Annotated in this window: 15 protein-coding genes; 6 read left to right on the forward strand and 9 right to left on the reverse strand. The window is 61.7% G+C overall.

Annotated features, from left to right (window positions below; all coding sequences use genetic code 11):
• The first annotated feature begins 20 nt into the window (after positions 1–20).
• Complete coding sequence (locus NKI97_RS09110) at positions 21–1,871, forward strand: AsmA family protein (protein ID WP_352747828.1); 1,851 nt, start codon at positions 21–23, stop codon at positions 1,869–1,871.
• Positions 1,872–1,878: 7 nt separating this feature from the next.
• Here the strand turns inward: NKI97_RS09110 and NKI97_RS09115 are convergent, their stop codons facing one another.
• The 7 genes from NKI97_RS09115 to NKI97_RS09145 all read right to left on the reverse strand — a co-directional run bounded on the left by NKI97_RS09115 (position 1,879) and on the right by NKI97_RS09145 (position 10,017).
• Positions 1,879–2,697, reverse strand: a complete 819-nt coding sequence (locus NKI97_RS09115) for an ABC transporter permease (RefSeq protein ID WP_352747826.1) — start codon at positions 2,695–2,697, stop codon at positions 1,879–1,881.
• Complete coding sequence (locus NKI97_RS09120; protein ID WP_352747824.1) at positions 2,694–3,662, reverse strand: ABC transporter permease subunit; 969 nt, start codon at positions 3,660–3,662, stop codon at positions 2,694–2,696. Before NKI97_RS09120 ends, NKI97_RS09115 begins: the two co-directional genes overlap by 4 nt.
• Positions 3,663–3,671: 9 nt before the next feature.
• Positions 3,672–4,811 carry an ABC transporter ATP-binding protein gene (locus tag NKI97_RS09125; RefSeq protein WP_023677452.1) on the reverse strand — a complete coding sequence of 380 codons (1,140 nt, stop codon included), beginning with the start codon at positions 4,809–4,811 and terminating at the stop codon, positions 3,672–3,674.
• 73 nt (positions 4,812–4,884) lie between these two features.
• The gene (locus NKI97_RS09130; RefSeq protein WP_352747822.1) at positions 4,885–5,982 is read right to left on the reverse strand and encodes a polyamine ABC transporter substrate-binding protein; all 1,098 of its coding nucleotides are present in this window, start codon (positions 5,980–5,982) and stop codon (positions 4,885–4,887) included.
• 352 nt (positions 5,983–6,334) lie between these two features.
• Entirely contained in the window at positions 6,335–7,288 is a 954-nt protein-coding gene (locus tag NKI97_RS09135) for a DMT family transporter (RefSeq protein ID WP_352747819.1), read from the reverse strand.
• A 182-nt stretch (positions 7,289–7,470) separates the two neighbouring features.
• Positions 7,471–8,448 (reverse strand): DUF2167 domain-containing protein, encoded by a 978-nt coding sequence (locus NKI97_RS09140; RefSeq protein WP_352833643.1) that lies wholly within the window; start codon positions 8,446–8,448, stop codon positions 7,471–7,473.
• A 117-nt stretch (positions 8,449–8,565) separates the two neighbouring features.
• Complete coding sequence (locus NKI97_RS09145; protein WP_352833646.1) at positions 8,566–10,017, reverse strand: helix-turn-helix domain-containing protein; 1,452 nt, start codon at positions 10,015–10,017, stop codon at positions 8,566–8,568.
• Between the two features lie 238 nt (positions 10,018–10,255).
• On the opposite strand from NKI97_RS09145, the gene aceA reads away from it, so the two are divergent.
• Complete coding sequence (aceA, locus tag NKI97_RS09150) at positions 10,256–11,545, forward strand: isocitrate lyase (RefSeq protein WP_352457079.1); 1,290 nt, start codon at positions 10,256–10,258, stop codon at positions 11,543–11,545.
• Between the two features lie 78 nt (positions 11,546–11,623).
• Positions 11,624–11,878, forward strand: coding sequence for an SMc00767 family acetate metabolism repressor (locus NKI97_RS09155; RefSeq protein WP_023677446.1), 255 nt, complete (start codon positions 11,624–11,626; stop codon positions 11,876–11,878).
• Positions 11,879–11,931: 53 nt separating this feature from the next.
• Here the strand turns inward: NKI97_RS09155 and NKI97_RS09160 are convergent, their stop codons facing one another.
• Positions 11,932–12,393 carry a RidA family protein gene (locus tag NKI97_RS09160; RefSeq protein WP_352747936.1) on the reverse strand — a complete coding sequence of 154 codons (462 nt, stop codon included), beginning with the start codon at positions 12,391–12,393 and terminating at the stop codon, positions 11,932–11,934.
• A 432-nt stretch (positions 12,394–12,825) separates the two neighbouring features.
• Between NKI97_RS09160 and NKI97_RS09165 the strand changes: the two genes are divergently transcribed.
• The gene (locus NKI97_RS09165) at positions 12,826–13,215 is read left to right on the forward strand and encodes an ANTAR domain-containing protein (protein ID WP_245274728.1); all 390 of its coding nucleotides are present in this window, start codon (positions 12,826–12,828) and stop codon (positions 13,213–13,215) included.
• Positions 13,216–13,247: 32 nt separating this feature from the next.
• Here NKI97_RS09165 and NKI97_RS09170 read toward each other — a convergent pair whose 3' ends face one another.
• The gene (locus NKI97_RS09170; protein ID WP_352450927.1) at positions 13,248–13,964 is read right to left on the reverse strand and encodes an HAD family hydrolase; all 717 of its coding nucleotides are present in this window, start codon (positions 13,962–13,964) and stop codon (positions 13,248–13,250) included.
• A gap of 167 nt (positions 13,965–14,131) precedes the next feature.
• On the opposite strand from NKI97_RS09170, the gene NKI97_RS09175 reads away from it, so the two are divergent.
• Positions 14,132–15,565, forward strand: coding sequence for a glutamine synthetase family protein (locus NKI97_RS09175; RefSeq protein WP_352450926.1), 1,434 nt, complete (start codon positions 14,132–14,134; stop codon positions 15,563–15,565).
• Between the two features lie 48 nt (positions 15,566–15,613).
• Positions 15,614–15,982, forward strand: coding sequence for a four helix bundle protein (locus tag NKI97_RS09180; protein ID WP_352747930.1), 369 nt, complete (start codon positions 15,614–15,616; stop codon positions 15,980–15,982).
• Positions 15,983–16,048 lie beyond the last annotated feature (66 nt).

Below are 16,048 nucleotides of genomic sequence, written 5' to 3' on the forward strand. Positions count from 1 at the left end.
ATGGAAGCATACGGGGCGATATGCCATCACCTTTGATCCGACGCGGAATATGGGCGATCGGCGCAGCCGTCATCGTCATCGCGCTGGTTGTCGCAGCCTTGCCGTTGATCGCCTCGACCCGCATCGTACGCGACCGTATCGCGTGGGAAATGAGCGCGTGGAGCGGTTTCCGGGTCACCATCGACGGCGCGCCGCGTATCGAGGTCTGGCCGAATTTCCGGGCGATCCTGAGCGACGTGACGCTGTCGCAATGGACAGAGACGGATGCGCCGCCCGTTGTCGAGGCCGAACGGGTCGAGGTCGACCTCTCAGCGATGGCGGCGCTGCGTGGCGATGTGGTGTTTTCGACGGCGCGGCTGGTACGACCGACGATCCGGGTTCAGCGTACCGCGAGCGGGTTTTTCCTGCCTGCGATTCCCAGTGGCGGGCGCATTACGCGTTCGATCGATGCTGCCCGCGCGGTGATCAACACAAATCCCGCCAAGCCGGATCTCGGCAAGCTGCCGACAGATCCGTTCGGCACAGTCGAGTTCAGGGACGGCCGCGTAGTGGCTGCCATCGGCGGCAAGGACCAGGAGATATTGAGCAGCCTGAGCGGCCAGGCGAACTGGGCCGCGATGAACAGCAATGCGACGCTGTCGGCGACCGGGATATGGCGCGGCGAAAGTGTTGTCATCGACGCCGCATCGCCGAGCCCGCTCGTGCTGTTTGGTGGCGGCACAGCACCGGCCACATTTTCCTTCAAGGCGGCACCGGCCAGTTTTTCGTTCGACGGCCGCGCCAGCATGTCGGAGAACGGCTATTTCGACGGCCAGGCAAAATTCGCCGCACCTTCGCTGCGACGCGTGCTCGAATGGTCGCAGGCCGGCATCGCGCCCGGTGCCGCAATCGGCTCGATCTCCGTTTCAAGCAAGATCACGGCGACGGCCGGGCGCGTCAAATTTGAAAACACGGCCCTGACCCTCGACAACAACCCGGGAATGGGTGCGCTGGACTTCACCTATGGTGAGGCACTGCCGGTGATCTCCGGCACACTTGCCTTCGATACGCTCGACCTCAGATCATTTCTCTCCGCCTTTACGCCGGTACCATCCGCCGGCGGCACCGGCCCGGGCGAGATCGACACAAGCTTCGCCGACCGGATCAATCTCGATCTCAGGCTGTCGGCGGCGCATGCCACCGCCGGCGCCATCCAGCTTGCCGACGTCGCTGCCACTGCCCAGGTCAAGAACGGCCTTGCCGTCTTCGACATCTCGGATGCATCCGCCTTTGGCGGCAACGTCCAGAGCAGCGTCCGTTTCGACCGCAAGCCCGCCGGCACGGAAGTCGAGATCCGGCTGCTTGCTTCCGATATCGACGGCGGCGCTTTCGGCACCGCGGCCGGGATGACGCGGCTGGTGCCGATCGGCACTGGAACCGTTTCGGTCATCCTCAAAGGGCCTGGCAGAACCTGGGACTCGATTTTCGAAAACGCCAATGGCTCGCTGTCCGCGACGTTCGGCGCGGGTGCGCTGAGCCGGCTTAACCTGCCGGCGTTCCTTAAGCACACCGAACAGGGCGGATTCTTCGCGCTGGACGACGTCTCGGACGGAACGCTGCCGATCGACGGGGCCGAACTCAAGGCGAGCGTTTCGAACGGCGTGGCGCGTATCGACAAGGCCGAGGTGAATTCCGCGCAATACAAGATCTGGCTTTCCGGCATCGCATCCTATGCCGGACGCGGGCTGGCGCTGTCCGGCGGCATCGTCCAGCCGAGCCAGGCTGCCACGCAGACGAACGGCCAGGCGCCCAAGCAGTCGTCGTTCTTCGTCGGCGGCACGTGGAGCACGCCGTTCATCTCGCCGATAAGCCGCGGCGTTTCGGGAGAGTAGCGAGCCTTCAACCTCGCTGCGCCGCCCGCTCGTCGCGCTGGCGCTGCACCTCGCGGCGTTTGTTTGCGAGCGAAGCGATGATCACGCCAACCGCGACGACCGCGATCAGGATGGTGCACGCTGCGTTGATTTCCGGCGTCACGCCAAGGCGGACCTGGCTGTAGATCTTCATCGGCAGCGTCGTGGCGCCGGGTCCCGAGGTGAAGCTGGCAATAACCAAATCATCGAGCGACAGCGTGAAGGCCAGCATCCAGCCGGAGACGATAGCCGGCATGATAACCGGCAGCGTGATCTGGAAGAAGGTCTTCACCGGTGGCGCACCGAGGTCCATCGCGGCCTCTTCCAGCGAACGATCAAAAGTGATCAGGCGCGACTGAACCACCACCGCAACGAAGCACATGGTTAGCGTGGTGTGGGCAAGCGTCACCGTCAGAAAGCCGCGGTCAAGGCCGACGGCGACGAAGAGCAGCAGCAGCGACAGGCCGGTGATGACTTCCGGCATGACCAGCGGCGCAAACACCATGCCGGAAAACAGAAGCCGGCCGCGAAAGCGCGTGTAGCGTGTCAAGGTGAGCGCCGCCAGCGTGCCGAGCACGGTCGCCACGCTTGCCGAGATGACGCCGACGCGGGCCGTCACCCAGGTGGCGTCCATCAGACCCCGGTTGTGGAACAGCGACACGTACCATTTCGTCGAGAAGCCACCCCAGACGGTGACCAGCTTCGATTCGTTGAAAGAGAACACGACGAGCAGGACGATCGGCAGGTAAAGAAAGGCAAAGCCGAGCACGATCGAAATGATGTTGAAGCGGCTCCAGGTCGCGTTCATTGGTCCTGCTCCTGGGCGCGCGCCTGGGCTCGCTGGAAGAGCATGATCGGCACGATCAGCAGCAGCAGCAAGATGACGGCGACGGCGGAGGACACCGGCCAGTCACGGTTGGCGAAGAACTCGTTCCACAGCGTTCTGCCGATCATCAGCGTCTGCGAGCCGCCGAGCAGGTCGGGAATGACGAACTCGCCGACGGCGGGAATGAACACCAGCAGGCAGCCGGCGATGACGCCGGGCAGCGACAGGGGGAAGGTGATCTTCCAAAAGGCGCTGGTCGGCGGACAGCCGAGATCCTTGGCGGCCTCGATCAGAGAATGGTCCATCTTCTCCAAGGACGAATAGAGCGGCAGCACCATGAACGGCAGATAGGAGTAGACGATGCCGATGAAGATCGCCGTATAGGTGTTGAGGATGATCAGCGGTTGGCTGATGATGCCGGTGGCGAGCAGCAGCTGGTTGAGCAGGCCCTCGGGCTTGAGGATGCCGATCCAGGCGTAGACACGGATCAGGAACGAGGTCCAGAACGGCAGGATCACCAGCATCAGCAAGGTCGGGCGAATCGTCGCTGGGGCGCGCGCCATGCCATAGGCTACGGGATAGCCGACCAGCAATGTCAGGACCGTCGAGATGGCGGCGACGATGACGCTCGTCACATAGGCATTGAAGTAAAGCGCATCCTGCGTCAGCCAGGTATAGTTGTCGAAATTCAGTGCGCCGAATTCCGAAATAAACCCGGAAATGCCGCTGCGGAAATCAAGCACCGGCGTGTAGGGCGGCATGGCGATCGCCGTCTGCGACAGCGAAATCTTGAAGACGATGATGAAAGGGACGAGAAAGAAGAACAGCAGCCAGAGGTAGGGGATGATGATGACGAGCCGGCTAACGAAGGCCGCTCCCAGCCTGACCAAGGCGGATTTGCCGGCAGCGCTTGCCGGAGAGCTTGTTGCGGCGGTGACAGCGGACATGATCAGTCCCTACCGCGTCAGGACGACGCCGGCGTCGGGGCGGAAAGAAACCCAGGCGCGGTCGTTCCAGGTCAATGGGTCCTCGGTGAGGCGTGCCGCGTTCATGGTGCTTGCCCGCACCACCTGACCGTCGTCCAGCCTGACGTGATAGACGGTCATGTCGCCGAGATAGGCTATGTCGTAGACCTCGCCCTCGATGGCGTTGACGGCACCGGCCGGTTTCGTGGAGGACACCTTGATCTTCTCCGGCCTGATGGCGAAGGTGACGGATGTCCCGGCCGCGGCACTGCCGGCATTTTCGGTCCGGATGGTGATGCCGTTGCCGGCATCGATGCTCGCGCTGCCGGCCTCGCCAGCCGCGATCTTGCCGTCGAACATATTCACATTGCCGACGAAGCCGGCGACGAAGCGGGAACCCGGCGCCTCGTAGACCTCGGCCGGCGTCGCCACCTGCATCACCTCGCCCTTGTCGATGATGGCGATGCGGTCGGCCATCGTCATCGCCTCTTCCTGATCATGGGTGACGACGACGAAGGTGAGGCCGAGGTTCTGCTGCAGGTCCATCAGCTCGAACTGGGTTTCCTCGCGCAGCTTCTTGTCCAGCGCACCAAGCGGCTCGTCGAGCAGCAGGACTTTCGGCCGCTTGGCCACCGAGCGCGCGAGCGCGACGCGCTGGCGCTGGCCACCCGACAATTGGTGCGGTTTGCGCTTGGCGAACTGCTCGAGCTTGACCAGCTTCAGCATCTCGGCGACGCGCTTGTCGATGTCGGCCTTGGCCATGCCTTCCTGCTTGAGGCCGAAGGCGATGTTGTTCTCGACCGTCATGTGCGGAAACAAGGCGTAGGACTGGAACATCATGTTGACCGGCCGCCGGTAGGGCGGAATGCCGCGCAGATCCTGGCCGTCGAGCAGGATGCGGCCGGCGGTCGGCTCCTCGAAGCCGGCAAGCATCCTAAGCAGCGTCGATTTCCCGCAGCCTGAGGCCCCCAGCAAGGCAAAGAATTCGCGTTCGAAAATGGTCAGCGACAGGTTGTTGACCGCTGTGAACTCACCGAATTTCTTGGTGACGTTGTCGAACTGGATGTATGGCTTGGCGTTCGGATCGTTCCATGGCGCAAAATCCCTGCGGATGCTGCCAAGCGATTTCATGTCCCACTCCGTCCTGCTGCTTGCCCCATGAGAAAGCGGCCCCGGCAACGGCTGCCGGGGCCTGGTCAGATTGCTATTGGCCGGTGACGATCTTGGTCCAGGTGCGGGTGATGATGCGCTGGGTCTTGGGATCGTAAGGCGATACGGTGTAGAGCTTCTGCAAGGTGGCTGCATCCGGATAGATCGCCGGATCTTCCAGGATCGCCTTGTCGATGAACTGCTGCGAAGCCTTGTTGCCGTTGGCATAGAGCACATAGTTCGACGATTTGGCGATCACTTCGGGCTTCATCATGTAGTTCAGGAACTCATGCGCTTCGGCGACATGCGGCGCATCGGCCGGGATCGCCATCTGGTCGAACCACATCTGGGCACCTTCCTTCGGCACGGAGTAGCCGATCTCGACGCCCTGCTTGGCTTCGTCGGCGCGGTTGCGGGCCTGGAAGACGTCACCCGACCAGCCGACCGCCAGGCAGATGTCGCCATTGGCAAGGGCGTTGATGTATTCGGACGAGTGGAACTTGCGGATATAGGGCCGGACCTTCAGCAAGGTGTCTTCGGCCTTGGCAATCTCATCGGGCGACGTGCTGTTCGGATCGAGGCCCAGATATTTCAGTGCCGCCGGTATGATGTCGGCCGGCGAATCCAGCACATAGACGCCGCAGTCCTTCAATTTGGCCAGGCTTTCGGGATTGAAGAACACGTCCCAGCTGTCGATCTTGTCGGTGCCGAGCGCTGCCTGCACCTTCTTGATGTTGTAGCCGATGCCGACCGTACCCCACATGTAGTTGATCGAATATTCGTTGCCGGGATCATATTTGGCGGTCCGTTCCATGACCGTGTCCCACATATTTGAAATGTTCGGCAGTTTCGATTTGTCGAGCTTCTGGAACACACCCGCCTGGATCTGGCGTGCAAGGAAATTGCCGCTGGGCACGACGACATCGTAGCCGCTGCCGCCGGCGAGCAGTTTCGTTTCCAGGATCTCGTTGGAATCGAAAGTGTCGTAGACGACCTTGATGCCGGTTTCCTTGGTGAAGTCGTCGATGATCGAACTGTCGATATAGTCCGACCAGTTGAAGACGTTGACGACGCGATCCTCGGCATTCGCGCCCAAGGTGAAAACTGCCAGAAACGCCGAAGTCGCCGAAAGCCAGAGCGCTTTGCGGGTCATGCTATTCTCCTTTGATGAGTGTTCCGTCGCCAGCTCGTCGCGGCGTCCGCGCGGCTGGGCATTTGCTTCAAGGTATTGGGCTTGCAGGCGGGCGACAAGCGCGAATTGCCGGCGTCATTATCGTTCGGCGGCGAGCCGACAGCGAAGACCTGGCGTGGCGTTGGTGGTGTTCCGACGCCGTCGGAAGCTTTCGCTACGACGCGGGCAGGGAGACGACGATATTGTCCGGCCTCGATGCGGCCGGCATGGAGACTTGGCAAGATACGCCTGTCTTGTTGTTGCCGTGATCGCAGCCTGCCCGCGCGGCTGCGACGTTGTCAATGGTTCATCTCGCTTTGACGCGCGCACTGCATCAATTAGGTGACGGCACACCGGTGACGCCCGCTCGCGCGGGCCGCGTCTGGCGCTTGAACTCGAGCCCGATATGGACGAGCAGCGCGGTGACCACGACCGCACCGCCGACGATGGTGCGCGCCGACGGCACCTCGGAATGGATGAGCCAGACCCAGATCGGGCCAAGGATCGGTTCGAACGTGCCGAGCAGCGCCGCGACGGCGGCCGGAACAAGCCGGGCTCCGGTGGCGAAGAAGGCGAGACCGAGTCCCAGATTGATCACGCCAAAGGCAAAGAGGAAGCCCATATCGTGGCTGGAGACGCCCAGCGCCGACGCCTTCGATGCCGCAAAGGCGGCCGCCAGCATCGTGCCGAGGCAGGTCGCCGGCGTCATGCGCACATGGGCAAAGCGGCGCGTGATGACGGTGGCGATCGAGAACATGACAGCGATGAGCAGCGCCAGCCCGTCGCCGATCGGCGACACCGCGCCATCGAGCGATTCCGACACCATGATGGCGACGCCGGCAATGACGGCGGCGATCGCCACCCAGGTCGCCACCGCCACCCGTTCGCGAAACAGCGCCCAGGCAAACAGCGCTGCCAGAAGCGGCACGCCGGCCTGCATCAACAGGATGTTGGCGACGGTGGTATAGGCAAGCGCCACGACGAAAGAGGTCGACGCCGTGGCGAAGCAGAACGCCACCGCAAGGCCGGCCAGGCCCATGCCGCGAAACAGCTTCAGCGTGCCACGCCAGCCGTCGCGCCAGACCATGAAGCAGAGCAGGAAGGCGGCGGCCCAGACCGAGCGCCAGAACACCACCGTCCAGCTGTCGGCGTTGTCGATGAAGCGCGCAATGCTGCCGCCGAAGCTCCACATCAACGCCGACAGGAATACCAGCAGGAAGCCAACGCGTTCCCCTTGCGGCGACACGATCGGCGAAGCGGCAACCGGAGATGATGCGGTATCGGTCATGGGTACGACTGTCGGCGAATTCGGAGCAGCACGATGTGCAATGGACGACAGAGACGTGCCTAATTCGCGTAACGCAAAGCAGAAGGCCGGGCGTGATCCAGTTCGATGTTCCGTTTGGCGCACTGATGAGGGCGCCTCGCCCCTCGCCCGGCGATGATCCGAGGCGACCTGTCGATGATGCGTTACGAGGTGCTCTTGTTGCCGCGGATAAAACGCCAGAGACCGGCCAGCGGAATCAGCAGGAGCAGGCCAAACTTTTTCAGCGCGATCAGCGCCACGAGCAGAAAACCTGCTTTCGCCGCCAGCTTGCCGGCAATCAGGCCACCGACGCCAATCGCCGCAACCGTATCGACGCCAGGCACGAAATCGGCGTATGTCTTGCCGGTATTGAAGTCCGCGAGGCCAAGCACTTCATCCAGGCTTTGCCTTATCTCCGGCAGTTGTTCCACCGTCGCGATATAGCTCATCACGAAGACGCCCTCCCTGCCAAGGAAACGGACGTCGTAGTTGAGCGTATGGGCGGCATCGTTGCCAAATTGCAGCTCCTTGGCCCAGTGCAGGCGCTTGTGGGCCGCGTCATAAACCGGCGGCGACGCCCAGCCGATCAGCGTAATGGGCGCATAGCCATCCTTTACCCTCTGATCGTTGCCGGACAGAGTGTCTGACTGCATGTTGCGCAGCAGTTCATTGTAATCGATGGACGCGGCGTCGCTGTCGTCGACGTAACCGATCTTTTCCCAGCGCAGCTCTATCCCCCAATTGTTGTCGGCAATGGGATCATGGGAGACTGGAAAGATCATGCCGAGGGCATCGGAACCAGAGTCGGGCGGATTGCCCCAGGCTTCGGTGAGGACGGAGAGCGTGTCCTTCTTGTCCAGAAAATAGAACTTGTCCTTGAGGTCGAGATGGATGCCTTTGGCAAGATTTATCGCGCCGGTCTTCGGATCGATCTTGTCCTGGAACGCCTTGCCGGCATCATTGTAGTGTTGATAGGAATTGAAGAAATCCGAGGACTTTTCAGCCAATGCGGGATCGGCCGAAAACGCGAGCGCCAAGCCAAGCCAAAAAACTGTCCTGCCCATGATTGATCCCCCGACCGTTGCGCAGTTCTTTTTTTTGATACCTACCGTCAATGCTGAATCAATATTCGGCTGAATCAATATTTTGGCTGAACCAATATTTTGGCCGGCAACCGCGAACCAGCTTACTGGTTGCCGCCGCAGGAACAGATGAGGTCCTTTGGTCGAAGATTCAGCCGCAATATTGCTGGAGCCGAATCACTGGAAATCGAACGCCGACAGTCCCGTGACCATCTCGTCGAGGCCGAGCGGACGTGTAACGGGTGGCTCGGCGCGGGTGAGGCAGCCGATGCGTTCGCACAGCCGGCAGGCAGGGCCGACCGGCGTCGCCAGCGCAGCGGCGCTCTGTCCGGTCTTGCCGATGGCGGCCGGCCCCGGCAATGCCGCTCCATAGACGACCTCGTCGCGAAAACCGATGTCGCAGCCGAGCAACAGCGCCGTGCGCCGCGGGCGCTCGGCAAACGAGCCCTGCGGCCCTTCGAGCGTGCGGGCCATGCAGAGGAACGCCGCACCGTCGGGCATTTCCACTGCCTCGACCAGGATCTGGCCGGGCTGGGCGAAGGCGGCATGGACCGGCAGCTTCGGACAGCCGCCGCCGAAGCGGCTTTGCGGAAAGCCATGGCTGCCCGCCTTGCGGAACCGATTGCCGGCACTGTCGACCTCGAGCATGAAGAACGGCACACCCGACGCACCCGGCCGCTGCAGCGTGGTCAGCCGGTTCGCCGCCTGCTCGAAAGAGACGCCGAAGCGCGACCGCAACATGTCGATGTCATAGCGGGCACGGACCGCAGCGGCGCGAAAAGGTTGATAAGGCATCATCAGAGCGTGCGCGGCATAGCGGCCGAGCTCGAAACGCGCCAGCCGGCGGGCTTCGTCCGTGGTCAGCTTCAGCACCTGGATCTCGGCAGCGACAGCGACGCTCATGCGGATCAGGCAGGCCTCCATCGCCACCTCGCGCAGTTGATCGAATGGCGACAGCCGCTCGGACAGGAACAGGCGTTGCGAGTGACGGTCATAGCGACGGCGCCAGTTGGGCATCGTGGCGACCGGCAGTACCTTGACGACGATGCCGAATTCACGCCGCAGCCAAGCCTTCAACGCACTGAACAGATCGTCGCCGGGATCGAGCACCGACGTGAATGCCTCGGCTTCCTCTTCGAGCGCGGCAAAATGGTTCGGCCGGCGTTCGAAAATCTCATGCACCTCGTCGATCGGCAGCCTGGCACCGGAGAGGGCGGTGGCCTTGCCCTCACGCGCGAGCAGCTCGTTGATATCTGACAATCGCTCGGCCTGCTCGCGATAGGCGCGAAACAGCTTTATGACAGCGGCGGAAGCGTTTGGCGCCGCCTCGGCAAGCTCGATGAGTTCCTGGTCGCCCGGCAGTTCGCCGGCCAGCAGCGGATCTGAAAACACTTCCTTCAAATCGGCGACCGACCCCCTCGCCTCGCCCTGCAATTCATGTGGGTCGACCTTGTAGACGGTTGCCAGCCTCAGGATCAGTTGCACCGTCAGCGGCCGCTGGTTGCGCTCGATGAGATTGAGATAGGACGGCGAGATGCCGAGCCCTTCGGCCATCGCCGTCTGGGTCAGCCCCTTGGCGTTGCGGATGCGACGAATGCGCGGCCCGGCAAAGATTTTGTGGTCGGCCAATCGAGTTTCCTTGACAGAAATTTACATCCGCCGATGGCATGGCTGTCTTTACAATCATGACAGATTTACAGCTCTCATCAGTCAAACACAACACAGGTTTTCCCTTATTTTATGGCTGATCAGGAGGTTTACCTCGCTTGCGTCGTGCCGACGTGTAAATGGTGTCACACATATGGCGCACATATTTTCCCTCTGCGACGCCTTCCTAAACCGGCATCAAAACCGCCTGGAGTGATCAATGACCGACTTTTACAACCTCGTCCCGTCGGCGCCGCAAGGCCGCTTTGATGGCATCGAAAGGCCCTATTCGCCGGACGACGTGAAGCGGCTGCGCGGCTCGGCGCAGATCCGGCAGAGTCTCGCCGAAATGGGGGCAAACCGGCTGTGGCAGCTCATCCATGAAGAGGATTTCGTCAACGCGCTGGGTGCCATGTCGGGCAACCAGGCGATGCAGCAGGTGCGGGCCGGGCTGAAAGCGATCTATCTGTCAGGATGGCAGGTCGCCGCCGATGCCAACACCGCTTCCGCCATGTACCCGGACCAGTCGCTTTATCCCGCAAATGCCGCGCCCGAACTGGTCAAGCGCATAAACCGCACCTTACAGCGCGCCGACCAGATCGAGACTTCGGAAGGCAACGGGCTGTCGGTCGACACCTGGTTCGCGCCGATCGTCGCCGACGCGGAAGCCGGCTTCGGCGGGCCGCTCAACGCCTTCGAAATCATGAAGGCGTTCATCGAGGCGGGTGCGGCCGGCGTCCATTACGAGGACCAGCTGGCTTCGGAGAAGAAATGCGGCCATCTCGGCGGCAAGGTACTGATCCCGACCGCCGCACACATCCGCAACCTCAACGCGGCGCGGCTTGCCGCCGACGTCATGGGCACGCCGACGCTGGTCGTGGCGCGCACCGACGCTGAAGCGGCAAAGCTCTTGACCTCCGACATCGACGAACGCGACCGGCCCTTCGTCGATTATGGCGCCGGCCGCACCGCGGAGGGCTTCTACCATGTCAGCAACGGCATCGAGCCCTGTATCGCCCGCGCCGTCGCCTATGCGCCCTATGCGGACCTGATCTGGTGTGAGACTTCCAAGCCCGATCTGGCGCAGGCCAGGACGTTTGCCGAGGGCGTGCGCAAGCATCATCCAGGCAAGCTGCTTGCCTATAATTGCTCGCCGTCTTTCAACTGGAAGAAGAATCTCGATGACGCGACGATTGCGAACTTCCAGAAGGAACTCGGCGCCATGGGTTACAAGTTCCAGTTCATTACGCTGGCCGGTTTCCACCAGCTCAATTTCGGCATGTTCGAGCTCGCCCGCGGCTACAAGGAGCGGCAGATGGCAGCCTATTCGGAACTGCAGGAGGCGGAATTCGCCGCGGAAGCCAATGGCTACACCGCCACCAAGCACCAGCGCGAGGTCGGCACCGGCTATTTCGACGCCGTCTCAATGGCGATCACCGGTGGCCAGTCTTCGACCACGGCCATGCGTGGATCGACCGAGCACGCCCAGTTCAGGCCGGCGGCGGAATAGCGGGGTAGCAGACAAACAGAGGGAACGCCCAAACGGGCATGGCAACACAACAGTCATGGCAACACAGGGAGAAGACCAATGGCTTCGATAAGCCGCGTCAAGGAACGGGCCGAAGAGCAGGCCACCAGCATGAATGTCGACCAGCAGGCAACCATCCGAATGCTGGCGAACGATCTGCACAGGCTCAATCAGTCGGTGATGAAGGCGGTCGAGGCCGGCGTCTCGGTCGAGCTGGTGCGCTCGGCACGACACCATGGCGGCGACGGCAACTGGGGAGATCTGCTGATCCCGGTCATCGTCACGCAGCGTAGCCACGACAGACAAACTCGATAGCACCGCGCCTCTTTTGAGCGCATGCTATCGCACCTTGCACGCCGCGGCTTTGCCTAATCCGGCAGAGCCGCTAATGCAACGATTTCAATGACAAGATCAGGCTGCGCAAGCGCTGCAACGCCAATAACTTGCGAGGGCGGCGGGTTGTTGTAGCTGCAGTGCTTCGGGCAGTGCACGGCAAAAAATTCGTCCAGGACGTCCAGGCGAAAATTGGGAGAGCTCAGCACGCCGCCATCGGGAAATGGCCCCTTAACAAAGAAGGTCAGCCTGATGAGATGGTCGAGCGCACTGCCAAGCTCTTCCAGATCTGATTTGATGTTGGTGAGAATTGCGCGCCACTGCGCGGCCGCATCGCCAACGGCGCCGCCGCCGCTTTTGCCGATCGGATCGTAGTCCTCGGCGGTCGCGGTGTTTCCGGAAAGGTAGACAGACCCCTTTGCGCCGGTAACGACCGTACCCTTTCCCCATGGCATCAACCGGCCATTTTTGAATTTCTTGTGAGTCACGAGTTCCATTGTCATCTCCCGTCGATCAAAGAGACGTGCTTAGCCGACGAGGAAAGGGTAGTCCGGCGAGGCGATCCGACAAGCTCGCGACAGGCCTGACTCGCCTTCGTCCAACCTTACGTCAACCCGGCTACGGCTGCGTAGTTGGTGCGTTCGCGCTGCACAGCCAAACTTAGCTGAGCCTGCCCGGTTGTGGTGGCAGCTTCTTCTTCGGGCGACGGCAAAGAAAAGCACTTAATTTTAATTTTAATGTTTCTTGCGATATTCTCCTGATACGCCATTTGAGCTTGACATGAGCAGTTATCTCACGCCAATTACCTCTCGAGTTTCAACCCTGCATTGAAACATTGAACAACGGCCTGCCCCGCCATGTGCCCAGCGAATCGCGATATCGAGACTGCAAAACAGCTGCCTTTCGTCAGCCGGGACATGGAGACGCGGATGCTCCCGGATTTCTCGCGGGTGCTGGTGGTCGGAAAATCACCGATCAACCGCGTCGTGGTTTCAAAAATCGTGGAGCGGTCCGGCCTCAAACCGATCTCGGAAACTCCCGAAACCGCGGCAAAGGCCTTGCACGCGCTGATTCCCGGGACTGTCGTTCTCGACGGCGGTGCGGAGAATGGGGACTGCGACGCCTTGCTGTCGGGTATCGATGCACTGCGAAGGGCGTCAGGCAGATCGCTTCCGTCGGTGATCCTGCTTTCAGTCAAGACCGGCACGCCGGAGAGCCTGGGCCTGTCCAGCGTCATCGATGCAGTGGTCGTCAAGCCGATCACCACCGAACGGCTGCAGCCGGTGATCGACCGGCTGATCGCAATTAGCCGCAATTGACGCCTACCGTGATGCCTCGGCTGCCGACCTGATCAATCAATCTCGCCGATACGCTCGATCAAGCCCGGCAGTTCACCGAGATTGGCTATCTGGCGAAAGCGTGGTGCCGAGACCGGCGGCTCGACATGTTCCAGCACCCAGGTCAGATCATGCGGAACGTGGATGCCCCAACTGCCGGCTTCGATGGCCGGCACGACGTCCGATTTGAGCGAGTTGCCGACCATCATGCCCTTTTCCGGGCCGTCGCCGTGGCGGCTGAAGATGCGGCTATAGGTGGCCGCGCTCTTGTCGCTGACGATCTCGACGGCATCAAACAGCTCGCCCAGCCCGGATTGCGCGAGCTTGCGTTCCTGGTCGAACAGGTCGCCCTTGGTGATCAGCACCAGGCGGTAGGCGCCGGCCAGCTTTTCCACGGTTTCGCGCGCATGCGGAAGCGGCTCGATCGGATGGCTGAGCATCTCGCGGCCCGCGGCGAGAATTTCGGCGATAGTCGAGGCCCGCACCTGGCCGTTGGTGACGTCGATCGCCGTCTCGATCATCGACAGCGTGAACCCCTTGATGCCGAAGCCGTAGACCGCGAGGTTGCGCTTCTCGGCCTCCAGCAATCTTGCTGAAATCCGGTCCTCCTCGGCGTGATCGGCGAGCAGTGCGGCAAAGCGCTGCTCGGTCACGCGGAAGAACTGTTCGTTCTGCCACAGCGTGTCATCGGCGTCGAAGCCGATCGTCGTCAGTTTGCGGCTGTGTTGCATGCGGCCCATTAATTGCAGCGTTGCGGGATGCCGACCCTAAACCATGAGGGTTTTATCCGGAAGTCGTTGTGTTCCCCCGGTTATCGAGGCGGACGCCAGCCGGCTCCCCTTTCCTTTCGTCGTCGGCAACGGCTATACTCCACAATCTGCAACAAATCTGGTGATTGATGCCGCCTGCAAAAAAGGAAGTCCGTCCGTCGAGCCGCGGAGGACGCGCCCGCACACCTGCCTTCGTGAAAAACCAACGTGGCGTCAAGAACTGGAAGGAAGTCAGCGCCTGGCTGGAATGGCGCGGCATCGAAGATATCGAATGCATCACACCCGACCAGGCCGGGGTTGCGCGCGGCAAGATGATGCCGTCGAAGAAGTTCACCTCCAACACCTCGCTGGCGCTGCCTTCGGCGGTGTTCATGACAACGATTTCCGGCGGCTATCCGGAGGACGGCAACGGCTTCCATTATCCGGAGGACGACGGCGACCTCAAGCTGATGCCTGACCTCTCGACGCTGACGGTGGTGCCGTGGGAGGAGGACCCTACCGCGGCGGTTATCTGCGACCTCGTCCACCAGGACGGCCGCTCGGTCGAGTTCACGCCGCGCAACGTGCTGAAGCGCGTGCTTGCCGCCTATGACAAGCGTGGGCTGAGGCCGGTCGTGGCACCCGAGATCGAGTTCTACCTGGTGCGCAAGAACCCCGATCCGGACTATCCGCTGACCCCGCCGGTAGGTCGATCGGGACGGCCGATCGGCGGCGGTGCCGGCTATTCGATCGCCGGGGTCAACGAATTCGACGAACTGATCGACGACATCTACCATTTCTCCGAAAGCCAGGGCCTGGAGATCGACACGCTGATCCACGAGGAGGGCGCCGGCCAGCTCGAAATCAATCTGCGTCACGGCGATCCGATCGAACTCGCCGACCAGGTGTTCATGTTCAAGCGCACCATCCGCGAGGCGGCGCTCAAGCACGAAATCTACGCCACATTCATGGCCAAGCCGATCCAGGGGCAGCCCGGTTCGGCCATGCATATCCATCAGTCGATCATCGACAAGAAGACCGGCAAGAACGTCTTTTCGGCAGAGGACGGCTCGGAGACCGAGGCCTTCTTCCATTTCATCGGCGGCATGCAGAAACATGTGCCGAACGCGCTGGTGATGTTTGCGCCCTACGTCAATTCCTACCGGCGGCTGACGCAGTCGGCCTCGGCGCCGGTCAACAACAAATGGGGCTACGACAACCGCACCACGGCCTTCCGCGTGCCCCGCTCCGACCCGGCGGCGCGGCGCGTCGAAAACCGCATTCCCTCCTCTGACGCCAACCCCTATCTGGCGATGGCGGCATCGCTCGCCTGCGGGCTGATCGGCATGACCAACAAGATCCAGGCCGAGCCGCCGGTTCTGACGACCGCCAACGAGGACCAGATCGACCTGCCGCGCAGCCTGCTCGAAGCCGTCGACCTGTTCGAGGCCGACGAGGAACTCTGCGCCCTGCTCGGCAAGTCATTTGCCGCCACCTATGCGGCGATCAAGCGAGCGGAATTCGAGACCTTCATGGAAGTGATCAGCCCGTGGGAGAGGGAGTATTTGCTGCTGAATGTGTAGTAGGGAGTAGGGGAGTAGGGGAGTAGGGGAGTAGGGGAGTAGGGACGAATGGCTGAGAAAACGGGTTCCTACAAGGATTTGATAGTCTGGCAGCAGGCAATGGACCTTGCTGTGGCCGTTTACGGCGCGACGAAATCATGGCCCAAGGAAGAACTTTATGGACTCACCAGCCAAGTGCGGCGCGCTGCAAGCTCGGTGCCATCGAACATTGCGGAGGGATATGGCAGAGAGATCCGAGGTTCCTATCAACAATTTCTCCGTATCGCTCAAGGATCATTGAAGGAACTGGAAACTCAGCTTCTGATCGCCGAGCGTACCTGCATCGCGCCGAAGGCGACGGCGGCTTCATTGTTGGCGAGTACCGAAAGCGTTGGGAAGCTTCTTCGCCTCCTGATCCGCAAACTGTCACCCGACTAGCTCCCTACTCCCCTACTCCCCTACTCCCCTACTCCCCTACTCCCCTACTCCCCTACTCCCCTACTC

It is taken from the genome of Mesorhizobium sp. M0296 (assembly GCF_040321675.1).
Lineage (GTDB): Bacteria > Pseudomonadota > Alphaproteobacteria > Rhizobiales > Rhizobiaceae > Mesorhizobium.